The sequence below is a fragment of the Metabacillus herbersteinensis genome (genome assembly GCF_042433335.1).
Taxonomy (GTDB): Bacteria; Bacillota; Bacilli; order Bacillales; family Bacillaceae; genus Metabacillus; species Metabacillus herbersteinensis.
Map to the genome: position 1 here is coordinate 45,448 of NZ_JBHLVO010000002.1, position 16,107 is coordinate 61,554.

Consider the following 16,107-nt stretch of genomic DNA (forward strand, 5'->3'; position numbering starts at 1 on the left):
TTAGATTGTATACCCGCATTTTAACCACTTTAAAACAGAGAATCAAAAATATAAGCCATTTTTAATAGTTTGTAAAGAAAATGTAAAGCCGTTGTAAAAGAACGGAAAAATGTGACTTATTCCGAATGGCAATTAAAAGATATGGGTATTTCTTAGGATTTCTTGTCTTTTTAACGCGTGTTATGAAGGACTATACCCGAATTTGTAGAATACAATTAAGTAGAGAAACGCGGCTAATTAGGGGTGAAAAAATGAAACAAATGGTAGAGGTTTCGAAAACCAAATTGATGAGTGACGAACTAGCACAACTGAAACTTGAAAATGAGCATTTAAAACAAGAGCTTACACACAGTCAGATTATTTTTGAACAAGCATTAGATGCAATCATGATTTTTGATCAGAAAATGAACTTTATCGATGTGAATGCTGCAGCTTGCGAGATGTTTCAACTACCAAAAGAGGAGCTTAAAAAGCGAAAATTGTTTGACTTTCTTGGATTAGTTTCTGAAGAGGAATTAACCTTACAAATAGATAAGTTAAGTACGAGCGGAGCGTTGAGCGAGGAATTAACATTAAAGCTCGATAATGGTGATGTTAAATTTGTGGAATATTCGGCGAAAAAGAATGCTTTCGGAGTTTACGATCTTTCAATTATGAGAGATGCTACCGCAAGAAAGATGCTTGAAAGAGAGAGAACGATCAATGAGCAATTATTTAAAGACCTCTTCCATCGAGCAGTGGACGGAATAGTTATATTTGATCAATCTGGGTGCTTTGTTGATGCAAATGGCTCATTTTGTTCGAGCTTTGAAATTGATAAATCCTGCATAAGCTCTCATAGTCTAGGAGATTTCGTAGAGGAAGAGAACACTTATAAAATAGAGAAGTTATGGTCATGTTTAAAGGATAATGGAAAAGCCAAAGGAGAATTACCCGTTCTTTTGAAAAGTGGCGCAAAAAAGATTTTTGAATTCACAACAACCTCTAACATTTTAAATGGCTTTTACATGTCGATTATGAGGGACATAACTGAAAAAAGAACGATGGAATTGAAGCTATACAAAAGTGAAGAGCGTTTTAGAGAGATTTTTGAAAATGCAATAGATGCGATAATGATGTGGGACAATAATGGGTATATTCGTAAAGTTAATCAATCAGCGAGTAGAACTTTTGAACTTCCCGAAAAAGATTTGATCAAAAGTAATATTGTCGATTTTATGGATCCACATGACCCAAGGTTCAAAAGGGTCAAAAAGGAGTATTTCAAAACGGGTGCCATCAGAGAAGAGTTACTTTTTTATATGCCGAATGGTCAATGGAAAGAGCTTGAATTCACGTCGAAAATGGATGTCATCGATGGCCATCATTTAACGATTTTCCGAAATGTTAGTGATCGAAAAAGAATGGAAAAAGATCTTCGTGAAAGTGAACAAAAGTTCCGGAAAATCTTTGATGGATCAATGGACGGAATCATTCTTTTTGATAACAACTACAACATTATCGATGCAAACCCCGTCGCAAGTAAAATACTTGAGCTTCCATTTGAAACACTTCGTCAGTATAACCTGTATGATCTTGTCAATTTTTATCAACGAATGGAAAGTCTACGAACAGATATTCATGAATGGAAAGAGGTACCACTTGAAGTTCCATTTAAGTTTAAAAATGGTCATGAAAAAATCCTTGAATTTTCTCTGAAACGTAATATTAATGCAAATATGAATTTAGCTGTTTTCCGAGATGTAACAGAACGCAAGGAGCTAGAAGAACGATTAAAAAAATCGGATACGCTACATGTAGTTGGTGAGTTGGCAGCTGGAATTGCCCATGAAATTCGTAACCCAATGACTGCACTAAAAGGGTTTATTCAGCTTCTTCAAGGCAGTGTAAAGGAAGACTTCTCCATGTACTTTAATGTCATCACCTCTGAGCTCAGCCGAATCGAATCTATTATTACTGAATTTTTAGTGCTTGCAAAACCACAAGCCATTCAGTATTTGGAAAAAGATGTCGCCAGGATCATGAGAGAAACATTGGATTTGTTAAATGCTCAAGCATTGCTAGCAAATGTGCAAATTCACTTAAACAAGGGCGAAGACTTGCCGTCCATTTACTGTGAACCCAACCAATTAAAACAAGTTTTCATAAATATTTTAAAAAATGCAATTGAAGTAATGCCTGAAGGTGGAAACATCACAGTAAAAGTAGAACAAAAGGACTGCGACCATCTACAAGTCTCTATTAAAGATGAAGGCTCTGGAATATCAGAAGGTAAACTAAAACGTTTGGGCGAACCATTTTACACAACGAAAGATCGTGGAACTGGATTAGGGTTAATGGTTAGTTATAAAATAGTTGAAGAACACCACGGAACCGTCGAAGTTGAAAGTGAAGTAGGAAAAGGCACGACCTTCCACATCTCACTCCCGATTCAACAGAAGTAAGGCCCAAAGCTCTATGTCTTGTGCGTCTATGAGAATATCCGTTCCTAAGCTAATAATAAGGAGAACAAACATGAATCACTTCAAGCAAGTTAATACACCAATTGGAAATTTAACGATTGTAGCAAATGAACATGCAATTACTCATCTATTTCTTACGGAAGAGGGTTTTCATGAATTTTTGGAAAATGAATCATCTATGGATGACAGTGAATCAGAGCTTCTCACTCAGGCTGATATCCAACTCCAAGAATATTTTCAAGGTAAAAGAACAACGTTTGATTTGCCGTTTGAGCAAAGTGGCACACCTTTTCGTGAAAAAGTTTGGTCTGTTTTACAAAACATTCCATATGGACAATCTTACAGCTATCTAGATGTTGCCGAGAAAATCGGTAGTCCCAAAGCAGTCCGCGCAGTCGGACAAGCAAACAAAGCCAATAAACTGCCAATCTTTATTCCCTGTCACCGTGTAATTGGTAAAAATAAGGGACTAACAGGATATGCCGGAACACAAACAGATGTAAAAGCGAAGTTGCTGGATTTGGAGAAGATTTTATATAAAAATTGATGGTGTGATCAACAATAGCCTCAGGTGAAATCCCCCTATAGTAGGAAATCTACTTTATGGGGGATTTTTAATGTAATAGAGTGACTATTTAATAAAAAAGTATAATAAAATTAGCTCATTTTAATAATTGAAGAGTGGGAAGAAAGTAAGTAAGTAAGTAAGTAAGGGGTTTAACTCCAGTTTGTTTTTAACAAAATATTCCCTTGCTAGGAATAACTAATGAACAACTTATAGTTTAATAGCTTGCTCTACAAAAAAATGGTTTAAACTTTTTATACTTTAGTATATGATGATGTTAATACAAATGAAGGGGCGAGAGAGATGAGAAATTATTTGGCTTTCCCTATTTTGTTGTTGCTTTTAGTATTTACTCTTTCGTCAGTCCACTTTCACTTAAATGACGATCTAACTTTAAAATTTCAAGATTTCAACACGCTGCTTATCGACAATTCTGACATTCCCTCACTAGATGATAATGGGAAATATAAGATCATAACTGCAGCCTTTGCGGTATTATTTGTATGTTCAGGCATTCATATACTTAAGTCATTTTTTCTATACATTAATGCGATAAGAAGACTTATCATAATTAACCCAGTCTTTTACCAATCAAATTATGTGATTCATCCTTGCTCGTAGTTTCGACTATTAGTAAGGGAGGGCTCATAATATGTGGATTCGATTTGTGTTAATGGCGATGTTTTCAGCTACAGCTATTACTTTATTATCCTATCAAAGTATTGAAATATACCATGCATTCATGGATTATTTTAAAGAAAAATAAACGGTGGGGCATGTTCTTATAACATGTCCTTCTCTTATGCTTTTAGCTCAGTAAATTGACGGCATTAGGTATACATATTATAATTGAGGTATTCACTTGAATTTTTCTTCCTTAAAGGGGAGTAGCTATACAACAAAGTCGTCATTACGGGACCTGTGATCCTCGGCTTTGTTGGCAACTTTTGTTGTTAGCGAGACCTTTACCGAGTATTTGGTAAGGTCTCTTTTATCTTTGAAAAGACGTTATGACCAGGTAGTCTAGGGTTATGACGTCTTTTTTTATCTTATTAAAAGGAATGGTGTAATTGGCGAATATAAAAAGCATCCTTAAGAGTCCTGTCGTGAAAAAAGGTCTTAAATTAGCAAAAGAAAAAGTTTTGCCAATGGTTATTAAGGAATATAAGAAGAGAAAAGACAAAAAATAATTACTCACTGTTCCACGAAGGGAGCACCTCGTTTGATTACGTACAATGAACTTGCTAAAAGTGTAGAATTTTCGTCCACCAAGAGAGGGATTGTTCTTGAAAGGAAAAGCAATGATTTAGAATTTATAGGTGCTGGGCGAAGTGCGTACGTATTTAAAATAAAGTCAACAAACAAAGCGCTAAAAGTGTTTTTCCCAGAGTTCAGTCACATTGCAGGAGAAGAAGCGGAGATCTACCAATTACTTCAAGGCATTTCGTATTTTCCTACAATGTACGATGCTGGGGATAATTATTTAGTGATTGACTTAATAGAAGGTCACACACTTTTTGAGTGCTTATCAAAAGGGATTGAAATAAAGCCAGATAAAATCAACAAAATAGATGAAGCGTTGAAACGGGCTAAAGACCAGGGGTTAAACCCATCGGATATTCATTTGCGAAATCTAATTATTACACCGGAGGAACAAATAAAAATCATAGATGTTGCACGGTTTCGTCAAACGAAAAACTGTACGCAATGGGACGATCTTAAACGAGCATTTTATAAATTTTATTGTAAGCCATTATTTCCTAAAAAAATCCCAGTCTTCATTCTTAATAGTATTGCAGCACTTTACAAAAAAGAAATTCTTATAAATCTTGTGAGAAGATGAAAATCGATGGCACTTTTAATTAGGTGCTTTTTTTGTTTGGAATGTTAACGCTTTCAAGTGTTCTTAAACGGATACAAATTGGGGATAGAAGTAACTCGAAAAAAGAAGAAGAAACTAAAACGTTTAAGGTCAAATGAATATATAGTATTTCTTCAAGAATCGCTTAATAACAATCACTTCACGCATTCTTCCTACACTCCTCATTTTGAATATCATGATGATGACCTCATTAAAACCTTTGATTTTGTATTATTAGCACCTAAAGGAACTTTGAAGATTGATTTCAAAGTTCCTTTTTTATTAAATATGAAAGTATATAATTTAACACTAAGTATGCGTTTCCGAATCCAGCTCCAGCGCCTAGCCCCGACGCACAGGACGTGCTAGTGCAGTCATGGCGATTGACGTCGCGTTTTTGACTGCCTCGAGGTCATAAGTCAATTCTAAATTGAAGGCAAAGAACGCCTTCTATTTAGAATCGCCTTATGCTATGCCTAAGGCTGAACAAGGCGCTTGCGCTCTTTTTTTAATTTTCTGAATTGAGTGGGCATAACGGGTGCTACATTGCATATTATATAATGTATACAATATATATAAGGAGTTGAAAGGGAAATGTTACCACTTTCTGGTGTTAAAATACTTGATTTAACTCAGTTTTTAGCGGGTCCTTATTGCACAATGGTTTTATCAGATTTGGGTGCAGAAGTGACAAAAATTGAGCGATTCCCAGGCGGCGACGATTCAAGAAGGCTAGGACCATTTATTAATGATGAAGGTTATTGTTTTGCGATGCCTAATCGAAACAAACAAAGTCTTGCCCTTGATTTAAAGTCAACTAAAGGGGTGGAGATTTTTCATAGTCTTGCTAAACAGGCTGATATTATCATTGAAAATTTTCGTCCTGGTGTGGCAAAAAAATTAAGCATTGACTATGAAACTATTCAATCAATTAATCCCTCCATTATATACTGTTCCATTTCTGGATTCGGACAAACCGGTCCATACAGTCAAAAAGGTGGTTTTGACATTATTGCACAAGGGATTACTGGCTTCATGAGAATGACTGGTGAACCAGGTGGAAGACCAGCAAAATTTGGGATTGCTATTAACGATATTGCAGCAGGCGCCACAGCTCTGTATGGAATTTTGGGTGCTTATATTCACAAGCAAAATACTGGTGAAGGTCAGTACCTTGACACTTCATTGGTTGATGCAGGGTTGGCTTGGACAGTTTGGGAATCAGCAGCGTTTTTTGGGAAAGGTGAGGTCGCTGAACCAACAGGAACAAGACACCGTCGATCAGCCCCATATCAAGCTTATCGGACTCAAGATGGCTATGTAACGGTGGGAGCAGGAAACCAGCGTTTATGGGAACGTTTTTGTATACAGGTAATTGAGAGACCTAGCTGGGCAAAAAGTGGGAAGTATGTGAATTTACAAGACCGAATGGATAACATTGATGAGTTGGAAAAGGACATTGAGGAAGTCTTAATGCAACAGCCAACTTCATATTGGGTAGAGCGACTAGATGACGCAGGTGTGCCTGCAGGTCCAGTTTATACGTATGATCAAACACTTAACGACCCACATGTACAGGCAAGGGGTATGGTGCAAGAAATCGAACATCCGAAACTAGGGAAAATAAAAACATTGGGAATTCCAATTAAATTCTCTAAGACTCCATTACAAATTCGTAAACCAGCTCCATGGCTTGGACAGGATACAACCGAAAAATTAAAAGAAATTGGTTTATCTGATAGTGAGATCGAAAGTCTTTATGACGAGCAGATTGTCTTTGATAAATATCGTGAAGAAGCCGTAACCAAGGAGGGGAAGTAAATGGAAAAGAAAGATATTTATTTAGATAAACAAGGTGAGGTAGCTACAATTTACTTTAATCGCCCGGAAAAAAGAAATGCTCTTACTCATGAAATGTGGAAGGTCATTCCGTCACTCATTCAGGATGTGGAAGAGGATCGAGATATTAAAGTGTTAATTATTCGGGGAGCAGATGAAACTTCGTTTGCAGCTGGAGCAGATATTAGTGAATTTAGAACGTTACGAGCCGAATCAAAGGGTGCAAAAATTTATAATGATGCTACTCATGAAGCCGAACGGGCAATTGCAACAATGAAAAAGCCGAGTATCGCTATGATTCAATCATTCTGTATAGGAGGTGGTTGCGAAATCGCCCTTGCTTGTGATTTGAGATTTTCTGACACAAATGGAAAATTTGGCATTACACCTGCAAAGCTTGGATTAGTTTACAGCTTGACAGCGACTAAACAGCTAGTGGACCTAGTCGGACCGTCACAAGCAAAGTATATTTTATTATCAGGAGAAATCCTCAATGTCGAACATGCACAACGTATTGGTCTTATTGATCAAATTTTTGAGCCTGAAGAAATTGTTGAAAAAACGTATCAATTTGCAAATGCATTATCTCAAAAAGCTCAATTTACTGTAAGAAGTATGAAACACATTATTAGTTTGATTTTAAGTGGCCAGGTGGGAGAAAGTGAAGAAACAGAGCATTTAAGAACAAGTTCCTTTGATACTGAGGATTATCAAGAAGGTGTTAGAGCATTTCTTGAAAAAAGAAAACCTAGATTTACTTATTCTTAACGAGGCATGAAAAAATGGCCAATCTAAATAAAAATGTACAGAAACGTTTTGAGGAGGCTCTGTTGCTGGAAAGAATGGATTTTGAAGAATTCTTTTTGGTTAAATTCTTCGGTTTAACCTTCAGCTATGGGGAAGAGACTTGTATTATTAATCTCGAAAGTGATGAATACATGTTTAATCCCCAAGGTTCTCTCCATGGAGGTGTTATTTCCTTCATAATGGATGTATCAATGGGGCATCTATGTAAAAAGTTTATTGGGACAGCCGTCACATTAGAAATGAAAACACAGTTTGTTCGACCTGTTTCTAAAGAAAAGCTTCGTTGTGAGGCTAGCTTCATTAAAAAAGGAAAAGAGATTATTATGGTCGAATCTAGATTAATAAAAGAAAATGGAAAGCTCGCTGCTATTGGAACTGCAACATGGAAGTTGTTGAATAAAAATGACTAAAACAGATTTTATAAAGGAGTTTCAAGAAGTTAGACATCTTTTGTTTTAAGTCTCGTTTTAAAATCACAGAGAAATGAAAGCGCTTAAATGAAGGGGAGAATATAAAATGAAGAAATATCTATTCTTTTTTGTGGCAATATTGCTCAGTATGTCGCTAGTGGCTTGTAATGATAAGGAGGCTTCAACCACTGACAAGGCAAGTGATACAAAGTCTGATCAATATCCACAAGAACAGCTAGATTGGACAATTGCTTTTGGTCCTGGCGGCGGCAATGATATTATGGCCCGTACTTTAATTTCTATTCTTGAGAAATATGAACTTTATCCTGAAAGTATCATTCCTGAAAATCGTGAAGGCGGGAGTGGTGCGGTTGGTTGGGGATATTTAAATAATCAAGCCGGCAACGCTCATCATATTTCAACAACAAGTGGTAGCTTTATAACAACACCCCTTCTATCTGATACTGGTTTCAACTATGACAATTTTACTCATATTGCTTTAATGGCAACTGATGACATGTTTTTCTTAGTACCAGGTGATTCAGAATATGAGACTTTAGAAGACTTTATTGAAGCTGCGAAAACAAAGAAGTTAAAAGTAGGTGGAATAGGTGCTGCAAATGTGGATCGAATGATCACCACTACTTTTGCTAAAGAAGCAGATATTGAACTTGAATATGTTTCATTTAATGCTCAAGGAGAAAACGTCTCTGCAATTCTGTCTAAAAGCCTAGATGCAATTGTTAGTAATCCTGGTGACATTGCCGGGCAAATTAAAGCAGGTCAGTTAAAGGCACTCGCTTTTTCTGGGAAAACACCACTTCCGGAGTATCCAGATGTTCCAACGTTTATTGAGGCAGGATATGAAGTGAGTATCCCGATGCCTAGGGGTGTAATCTTACCAGCAGATGTATCTGACGAGTCGAGGGAATGGTGGATTGAGACAATGAAGAAAGTGGCTGAAACACCAGAATGGAAGGCATACATTGAAGAAAATAAGTTAACTGAATACATCTTATATGGTGATGAGTTTAGTGATTATTTACAAGAGACAACCACTACGTTTGAAGAAATAATGATTGATTTAGATATTTTGAAACAATAATTCCTTTACGAATGTTTACCAATGCTGCACTAGACAGGGTGCACTAAAAAGATAATCAACAAAGTGCTTTGAAGGAAACAGAAGGCTGCCGCTTAATCTACTCTCTTGCGGCATGCCAGTTTCTTTCTGAAGATTATAAAAGGAGGGGTAAGCTTGAGAGCGGTATTTTCGGGAATATTGTTAGTACTCTCTATTTTCTTCACTATATATGGTTTTAACTATGACTATTTAACAAATGGAGGCCAAGTTGGTGCTGGTTTTTTCCCAAGGTGGATCGGCTTTTTATTAATACTTTTTACAGGTATTAGTTTTTGGAAAGACCTAAGAATTGTTCTAAAAGAAAAGCAGGAAACCAAAGAATTAACATATGTGAAAACCGTCGTATACGTACTAGGTTTATCCGTTTTATTTATCGCGTCTCTCCAAATCTTAGGAACTTTACTTTCTATGATATTCTATGTTTTTTCACTATTGATACTGTTAAACAGCGGAAAAATTTGGACCAATGTTATTGTAAGTTTAGCTGTTCCAATCGGAACTTATCTTCTTTTAGAAACGTGGTTAAACGCTGGCTTTCCGAAAGGTTTTTTAGGATTTTAATAGAGAAGGAGGTAAATAGGTGGATATTCTAGAAAACTTATGGCTTGGTTTCTCCATTGTGTGCACTCCAATGAATATATTATTTATTTTCATAGGTGCCTTTGTTGGTATGATCATTGGTATTATTCCAGGGTTTGGTCCAACAGCTGGAATTGCAATATTGCTATCTTTAACATATACCCTCGAACCGACAACAGCAATCATTATGCTAGCAGGGATTTACTATGGTTCCATGTATGGCGGGACAATTACATCGATTTTGATTAACACACCAGGAGAGTCTGCAACGGTTGCTAGCACATTTGATGGATATCCTTTAGCTAAAAAGGGGAGGGTAGGACCAGCATTAGTCATGCAGGCAGTTGCATCGTTTATTGGAGGTACAATTGGTGTCATCCTCATAAGTGCATTTGCTCCCTATTTTGCAAGTGTTGCTAGTTCATTTGGTCCCCCAGAATATTTCATGCTAATAGCTATGGGGTTGTTGACCCTTATCATAATAATGGGTGAGAATAAGATATACGGGTCCATCTCTGCTTTGTTAGGGTTAGCAATTGCTGTGGTGGGTGTTGATGTTATATCAGGTGCTCAGCGGTTTACATTTGGTCAAGCAGAATTAATAAACGGAATTTATTTTCTGCCTGTGGCAATCGGACTTTTTGGTATAGGAGAATTGTTTTACTCAATATACGAAGGAGCACACAAGAGTGAAAATAAACAAATAATTGCTTTTGACAGGCGTAAGGATTTCTGGCCTAGTGCAACAGAGTGGGCGGAAAGTAAGTTTACTTTTATCCGTGGTTCATTACTTGGTTTTTTTGTCGGCGTACTTCCTGGGGCTGGAGCAACCATTGCCTCACTTATGTCCTATTCATTAGAAAAGAAGGTATCAAAAACCCCTGAGAAATTCGGGAAAGGGCATATGCCTGGACTGGTTGGTCCGGAAGCGGCGAATAACGCTGCTTCATCTGGTGCGATGGTACCACTATTAACACTCGGGATCCCTGGATCTGGATCAACAGCCGTGTTACTCGGAGCATTTTTGATGTGGGGATTACAGCCCGGACCATTACTGATGAAAGAGAACCCAGAATTTACTTGGGGCCTTATTTCTAGTATGTACTTAGGCAATATTATCTTAATTGCTATTAATATATTTGCAATACCTGTGTTTATTAAAATTATGAAAGTCCCATATAAAATGATGGTTCCTACAATTATGATTTTATGTGCAGTTGGAACCTTTAGTCTAAATGGAAGTATGATTGAAACATGGCTTATGCTTGGATTTGGATTAATTGGTTTTTTCATGAAGCTTTATGATTTTTCACCTGCTGCTCTTGTATTAGCTCTAGTTTTAGGGCCGATGGCGGAAAATACTTTACGACAATCTTTAATTATTTCTGATGGTACCCTTGGAGTTTTCGTAACAAGACCTGTATCATTAACAATTTTATTGATTATGATTGCGATAATCTTGATCCCATTCATTAATATGATATCTAGGGCAATTAAAAAGAACAAGAATGGTTCAGATATCAAAGGTTAAAGAATAAATTTCAAAAAGCGGTCTGAAATTAAGCACTTAGACTGGGATTCTTATATTTCCCCTTGGTTTAATAGAACGAATAATATGAAACTCTTTAAAAGAGAGGTAGACCCTTAAAACGTAGCTGAAAAAAAGAATATAGATGTGAGGGATGTTTATGAGTTTAGCGGCGAAAACTGTTACTGGAGCAACTTATGAAAAAATAAAATCAGATATTATTTCTGGGGAATACAGACCTGGACAGAGATTGTTGGAGAAGGAATTGACAGAGACACTAGAAGTTAGTCGGACGCCGATACGAGATGCTTTAGTTCGCTTACAGGAGGAAGGGCTAGTCATTATAAAACCTCATCGAGGAGTGTTTGTACGAAAACTGACTCGGAAGGATATTCAAGATCATTACCAAACGCGTGCTGTCCTAGAAGGTTTAGGTGCCAAATTAGCTGCAATTAATGTAACGGATGATGGGAAGGATATTTTTCGGAATTTCGTGGTGAAAATGGAAACAATTTTGGCAACTGAAGCTAAGGTTAAGGGCTTCAAATCAATTGCCGAAGTAAATGATGAGTTTCATTCTTATATATTTTCAGTTGCCGATAATGCGGTACTTGATAAGATGAGGAGAACATTAGCGAGCCCGATTGCTTTAATTCGTTCTACCTCATGGATAAATCAGGAACGTAAACATGAAGTATATCAAGAACATCTAGAAATCACAGAAGCAATTATAAATCAAATCCCTTTACTTGCCCAGGAACGTGCTGAGGCACATATTTATAAGGCATGGAAGTCCGCAGAGTTTAATCTAGACCAATTACCAATAGAGGAAGGAGAGATTTAATTGCAGTATCGACTTAATGGAAAACAACCAAAAGTTAGTCCAAACACATATATAGCTCCTGGTGCAATGCTTATTGGGGATGTATCCATCTCGGAACAGGTTACCGTATGGTTTAATGCTGTGTTAAGAGGGGATAATGAGTCGATTTGCGTGGGCAAACGCTCGAATGTACAAGACGGGGTCGTCGTTCATGCTGATCCTGGCTTTCCGGTTGTGATTGGAGAAGATGTCACCATTGGACACAATGCGATAATTCATGGATGTACGATTGAAGATGGTGCTTTAATTGGCATGGGAGCAACCATTCTAAACGGTGCAGTTGTGAAAAATGGATCGTTAGTGGCTGCAGGAGCTATAGTAACAGAAGGAATGGTCGTGGAGGAGGGAATGGTGGCAGCTGGTGTTCCTGCAAAACGATTAAAAAATTTAACTGATAGTCAAATAAAAAGGTTAATGAGGGCTGCAACTACTTATTTACAGAAGGGGAAAGATTATCGCAATTTAGAGCTAGTAGAAGGGGAGTCAAACAAACATGTGAATCCCTAAGAATATTTATACTAATCGTACCCTCTTTTACATCATTAATATTGCAAGTTGGCTTCTAATTTATTATTTACCGATAGATCATGCAAAGATGTTTATTGTTTTGATTTTTGCTTTAACTGGATGGGCTTTTGGACCTTTGCCCCAACCGATTATATCATTAACGCTCATCTTATATTTGGATGTTCTTGGAATTTCATCGTTTGGAACAGGACTTGAAGGCTATGCCCAGCCTTTTGTATGGCTTCTTGTAGCTACCTTTATAATTGCTGCTGCATTTGAGAATACAGGATTAGGACGTCGAATAGCTTTGGTTATTTTTTCATTAGTTAAGGGAAATGGGAATGCTAGCGTGGCTTTGGTTATTGTGGCATTAACTGCACTTAGTTTTTTGATACCAACAGGTGCAGGGAGAATTGCAATGATTTTACCAGTATGCGTAGGATTAATAGAAGTCGTTAAAGAAAACAATCTTGGCAAAACATATGCCAAAAATGTTTTGCTGGGGGTTACAATTACATCCTCTATTATGTCTTTTTCACTTATTACCGGTTCAAGTTCGTCTGTTTATGCTGCTTCAGCTATAAACAATTTGACAGGGTACACGTGGAATTATCTGAGCTGGTTTGTGGCTCATTTTCCTATCGCTCTTGCATTCATCTTTTCCCTTTGGCTTATTCTAAGATGGCGTTTTCCACTAAAAGCTGAAGAAGGAGGCAAAGGAAAAGAATATATTGATAGACAATTAGCTGAAATAGGGAAAGTGAAAAAAAGTGAACTTAAACTAATCATTATCAGCATCTTTATGATTGTTGCTTGGATGACAGAGCCGCTACATCATTATTCTGTAGCTATGATCGCCATGTTGTCAGCCTTGCTCTGCTGCTTTCCAATTACAGGCATGCAAACTTGGAAACAGGCAAGCTCAAAAATTGATTGGGATGTAATCATTTTATTTGGTGCTGCTTACGCTTTAGCGGATGCCATGCACACGAATGGAACAGCAAGCTGGCTAGCTTCCATTTTAGCAGAATTTATTCCAGCAAAAAGTCCTGTTTTGGCTGCTATCGTAATGGTCAGTATTGTGACTGTTTTTCGGTTAGGTTTTGCTAATATGCTAGGTGTTACAGCAGTTTTTTTACCGTTAACTATTAGTCTAGCTGAAGCACTTTCTATAAACCCAATTTGGCTAGCGCAAATCGTTATTATTACATGCTCTTTTGGTTATTTTCTTCCTTCACAGAGCCCTGCCAACTTAATGACATATTCTAAAGGAGAATATACAAAAGCTGAGCTCTCAACTGTCGGAATATTCATGCTTATTGTAACGATCCCAATAATGTACATTTTTGCTTTTTATTATTGGCCATTAATTGGATTAAATCCATTTTGAGGAGGGTTACTTTTTGAAACCATTAGACGGAATAAAGGTAATTGATTTATCGCGAATCTTAAGTGGTCCATACTGCACAATGGTATTAGCGGATTTCGGAGCCGAAGTTATAAAGATTGAATCACCTAAGGGTGATGATACAAGAGGATGGGGACCTCCTTTTGTAGGCGAAGAGAGCGCTTACTTTCTAAGTGTAAATCGAAACAAAAAAAGCATGGTTATAAATTTAAAGACAGAGGAGGGAAGAAGCGTTTTACTAGATTTAGTAAAAGAAGCTGACGTGGTAGTTGAGAATTTTAGACCAGGTACACTTAAACGCTTAAAGATTGACTATGAAACATTGAAATCTGTGAATCCTACCATCATTTTAGCTTCAATATCAGGTTACGGTCAAACAGGACCTTATACACATAAACCTGGATATGACGTTATTGCACAAGGGATGGGGGGGATAACGAGTGTGACAGGGGAACCTGGACAGCCACCCGTGAAAGTTGGTTTTTCAATTGCAGATATTGGTACGGGGATGTGGGCAATTGTCGGAATTCAAAGTGCTTTACTTGCAAGACAACATACTGGGAAAGGACAGTGGATTGATGTTTCCCTCCTAGATACAATCATTTCATGGCAAACCTATTTAGCAGGCAATTACTTTGCTAGCGGGAAGAACCCTCAACCACAAGGAGGTGCTCATCCAAATATTGTACCCTATCAACTATTCGACTCGTCAGATGGCTATTTCAATATTGCTGTAGGCAATGAAGGGCTTTGGGAGAAATTTTGTATAGCATTAGGGGAACCTATTTTAGCTGTAAATCCTAAATATAAAACGAATCAACATCGCCTCGAAAACCGTGAAGAGCTAATCGACTATTTACAAAGCATATTTAGCACTAAACCATCGAAGTATTGGATTAGTTTATTTGAGGAAGCAGGATTACCATGTGGACCTGTCTTATCCTTTGAAGAGATTTTTAAAGACCCACATGTTCTTGCAAGGGAACAGTTAGTTGAGCTGGAACATCCAAGAGCTGGGAAAGTGAAAATGACTGGAATACCAATCAAACTGTCAGAAACTCCGGGAGCCATAACCTCACCACCTCCGATATTAGGCGAACATACCATTGAAATATTAAGAGATACATTACATTTAACTGAAGGGAAAATAGCAAGTTTGATAGAAAGTGGTGCCATTTCCCCAATGAAAGAAACAAAGACATATCTTTAAGCTTTTATTGTAAGATGCGTATACATAATGTTGTATACAGTGTGTGATAGTAGAATAAAGCTATATAGAGAATATAAAGGTTTTCCTTGAAGGATAGCTGTGAAACTTGAAAACAATCCCTTATTCGTATAAAATATAATCATACACATAAAATAAAAGACGTTGGTGCACAATCACCAACGTCTTCGTCTTCAAGCTACTCCGCAGCGTATGTTGCGGTGGCTGAGGCAATAAGAGTAAAATGACTAGTCTCCATCACCGACATCGCCAAATGCTGGGTGGTGGGCTAGTCGTTTTTGTTTTCGTTGTTTCTAGAAGCAACGATAATTGAAACGATTAAAGCGGCGAACGCGATCATTGTGTCCAGTTCGTCTCGACTAATGTACACGGCATCACCCCCAATCTTACCAAAAGGAGTAACCACCGCTGCCCATACCCTGCATGTAGCTTTTTCCATTATATCACAAGAAAAGTAGCACCTTTTACTCAATTTATCCCTTGCTTGTCACAAACTTTTATTACCGACATATTATTTATTAAGGTGAAAAAAGTTGTATAAACGCAAGAAAGGGCAGGTGATCTTTATGTGGTTTTACAACCGACCAAGCAAAATTTATTTTTACGCGTCACTAATCAAGAAAATAAATATCATATCTGAAGAAGAAAAAAACAACATGCTTACAAAAAAAGGTTCCTAAAACAAGGAATCTTTTTTAGTTGTTAAGGAAATTATAAAATTTTTGAACTGTGGATAACGTTTCTGCATCTAGCTCCGACGCACAGGACGTGCTAGTGCAGTCAATGCGACAGGACGTCGCGTCTTTGACTGCCAGCACCTAGCCCCGACGCACAGGACGTGCTAGTGCAGTCAATGCGACAGGATGTCGCGTTTTTGACTGCCTCG

At 37.4% G+C, this 16,107-nt stretch carries 13 protein-coding genes; all 13 read left to right on the forward strand.

Annotation, left to right across the window (positions count from 1 at the left end; genetic code table 11):
- The first annotated feature begins 251 nt into the window (after positions 1-251).
- The 13 genes from ACFFIX_RS03215 (at position 252) to ACFFIX_RS03275 (ending at position 15,203) form a co-directional block, all read left to right on the forward strand.
- Complete coding sequence (locus ACFFIX_RS03215) at positions 252-2,444, forward strand: PAS domain-containing sensor histidine kinase (protein WP_378930470.1); 2,193 nt, start codon at positions 252-254, stop codon at positions 2,442-2,444.
- A 70-nt stretch (positions 2,445-2,514) separates the two neighbouring features.
- On the forward strand, positions 2,515-3,009 hold the full coding sequence (locus ACFFIX_RS03220; protein ID WP_378930472.1) for a methylated-DNA--[protein]-cysteine S-methyltransferase: 495 nt from the start codon (positions 2,515-2,517) through the stop codon (positions 3,007-3,009).
- Between the two features lie 1,240 nt (positions 3,010-4,249).
- Positions 4,250-4,870, forward strand: a complete 621-nt coding sequence (locus ACFFIX_RS03225) for a protein kinase family protein (RefSeq protein ID WP_378930474.1) — start codon at positions 4,250-4,252, stop codon at positions 4,868-4,870.
- 612 nt (positions 4,871-5,482) lie between these two features.
- Entirely contained in the window at positions 5,483-6,709 is a 1,227-nt protein-coding gene (locus ACFFIX_RS03230) for a CaiB/BaiF CoA transferase family protein (RefSeq protein WP_378930476.1), read from the forward strand.
- Complete coding sequence (locus ACFFIX_RS03235; RefSeq protein ID WP_378930478.1) at positions 6,710-7,495, forward strand: enoyl-CoA hydratase-related protein; 786 nt, start codon at positions 6,710-6,712, stop codon at positions 7,493-7,495.
- Positions 7,496-7,557: 62 nt separating this feature from the next.
- Positions 7,558-7,944 (forward strand): PaaI family thioesterase, encoded by a 387-nt coding sequence (locus tag ACFFIX_RS03240; protein WP_378930480.1) that lies wholly within the window; start codon positions 7,558-7,560, stop codon positions 7,942-7,944.
- 106 nt (positions 7,945-8,050) lie between these two features.
- Entirely contained in the window at positions 8,051-9,049 is a 999-nt protein-coding gene (locus tag ACFFIX_RS03245) for a tripartite tricarboxylate transporter substrate binding protein (protein WP_378930483.1), read from the forward strand.
- Between the two features lie 153 nt (positions 9,050-9,202).
- Positions 9,203-9,649 carry a tripartite tricarboxylate transporter TctB family protein gene (locus ACFFIX_RS03250; RefSeq protein ID WP_378930485.1) on the forward strand — a complete coding sequence of 149 codons (447 nt, stop codon included), beginning with the start codon at positions 9,203-9,205 and terminating at the stop codon, positions 9,647-9,649.
- Positions 9,650-9,668: 19 nt separating this feature from the next.
- The gene (locus ACFFIX_RS03255; protein ID WP_378930487.1) at positions 9,669-11,198 is read left to right on the forward strand and encodes a tripartite tricarboxylate transporter permease; all 1,530 of its coding nucleotides are present in this window, start codon (positions 9,669-9,671) and stop codon (positions 11,196-11,198) included.
- Positions 11,199-11,355: 157 nt separating this feature from the next.
- Positions 11,356-12,039: a GntR family transcriptional regulator gene (locus ACFFIX_RS03260; RefSeq protein ID WP_378930488.1), complete on the forward strand. Its 684-nt coding sequence runs from the start codon at positions 11,356-11,358 to the stop codon at positions 12,037-12,039.
- Positions 12,040-12,585 (forward strand): gamma carbonic anhydrase family protein, encoded by a 546-nt coding sequence (locus ACFFIX_RS03265; protein WP_378930490.1) that lies wholly within the window; start codon positions 12,040-12,042, stop codon positions 12,583-12,585.
- 73 nt (positions 12,586-12,658) lie between these two features.
- Positions 12,659-13,975, forward strand: a complete 1,317-nt coding sequence (locus ACFFIX_RS03270; RefSeq protein WP_378931148.1) for an SLC13 family permease — start codon at positions 12,659-12,661, stop codon at positions 13,973-13,975.
- Positions 13,976-13,988: 13 nt separating this feature from the next.
- Positions 13,989-15,203: a CaiB/BaiF CoA transferase family protein gene (locus ACFFIX_RS03275; RefSeq protein ID WP_378930491.1), complete on the forward strand. Its 1,215-nt coding sequence runs from the start codon at positions 13,989-13,991 to the stop codon at positions 15,201-15,203.
- Positions 15,204-16,107 lie beyond the last annotated feature (904 nt).

What these genes read in the sequence shown, in the direction of transcription:
- ACFFIX_RS03230 (WP_378930476.1), top strand. Translation starts at nt 5,483, where the DNA reads ATGTTACCACTTTCTGGTGTTAAAATACTTGATTTAACTCAGTTTTTA.
- ACFFIX_RS03220 (WP_378930472.1), top strand. Translation starts at nt 2,515, where the DNA reads ATGAATCACTTCAAGCAAGTTAATACACCAATTGGAAATTTAACGATT.
- ACFFIX_RS03215 (WP_378930470.1), top strand. Translation starts at nt 252, where the DNA reads ATGAAACAAATGGTAGAGGTTTCGAAAACCAAATTGATGAGTGACGAA.
- ACFFIX_RS03260 (WP_378930488.1), top strand. Translation starts at nt 11,356, where the DNA reads ATGAGTTTAGCGGCGAAAACTGTTACTGGAGCAACTTATGAAAAAATA.
- ACFFIX_RS03235 (WP_378930478.1), top strand. Translation starts at nt 6,710, where the DNA reads ATGGAAAAGAAAGATATTTATTTAGATAAACAAGGTGAGGTAGCTACA.
- ACFFIX_RS03245 (WP_378930483.1), top strand. Translation starts at nt 8,051, where the DNA reads ATGAAGAAATATCTATTCTTTTTTGTGGCAATATTGCTCAGTATGTCG.